1 protein-coding gene is annotated in these 729 nt (G+C 42.0%); it reads right to left on the bottom strand.

The window, feature by feature from the left end:
- Positions 1-119 precede the first annotated feature (119 nt).
- Positions 120-581 (bottom strand): GNAT family N-acetyltransferase, encoded by a 462-nt coding sequence (locus E2L07_RS20645; protein ID WP_243855036.1) that lies wholly within the window; start codon positions 579-581, stop codon positions 120-122.
- Positions 582-729 lie beyond the last annotated feature (148 nt).

Here is a 729-nt window from a genome sequence, read left to right as displayed (position 1 = left end):
CCCTTGATTGACCTCTGAATAAACCATTGGTGTGTTTGTCAAGAGCGATAGCGTGGCATTTCCACCTAATAAATGGTAGGTAGTATGAACCGTGCTAGTTTTTCATAGAACTTTTGACACTACCTTTCCATCACTCTTGCGGACGAAATATTTTCGGCAAAGCATTTTGCTTGGATTCGTTCGAGCTCCATATTATTGAAGCCAAATTCGACTAAGGCGTTCACCGCTTCAGTCATAATTCCTTCACCCCAATATGGTTCCGATAAGACATAGCCTAGCTCTGCCGTTTTGTCTTTTGGCTTCCACCAAACAAAATCGACCGTTCCGATCATTCGCTCGTTTCTTTTCAGCTCAATGGCCCACGGAGAGACATCTCTTTCATCGTATTTGTTTAAGGCAAACGCTAAAAACGCTTCGCTATCTTTGATGCTTTGGTGCGTTTCCCAAAGGACGTATTTGGTCACCTGTTCATTGGACGCATAGTCGTAAATGGCCGCCGCATCAGCTTTATAGAACTTCCGCAGCCGTAGTCGTTCGGTTTCTAACGTTGGCAAGTCTCCATAGATGTCTTCAATTTCCATGTTCACCTCTCCCTTTCCTCTTATCGTATTGTCAAAACTTTATATAAAAATAGGCTATTAAATCCTATGTTAGAGGGCTTTATAAGCAAAAAAATTGCCACTCCCTGATTTCTGTAGATAATTGAGGTTACCACACATGTATTTTGCA

Origin of the sequence: Halalkalibacterium halodurans, from assembly GCF_004376175.1 — a bacterium.
GTDB lineage: Bacteria > Bacillota > Bacilli > Bacillales > Bacillaceae_D > Halalkalibacterium > Halalkalibacterium halodurans.
This window is presented reverse-complemented; position numbering and strand designations above follow the sequence as displayed.

Bases quoted from the DNA above. Each gene is read 5' to 3' on its own strand.
- E2L07_RS20645 (WP_243855036.1), bottom strand. From the start codon at position 581: ATGGAAATTGAAGACATCTATGGAGACTTGCCAACGTTAGAAACCGAA.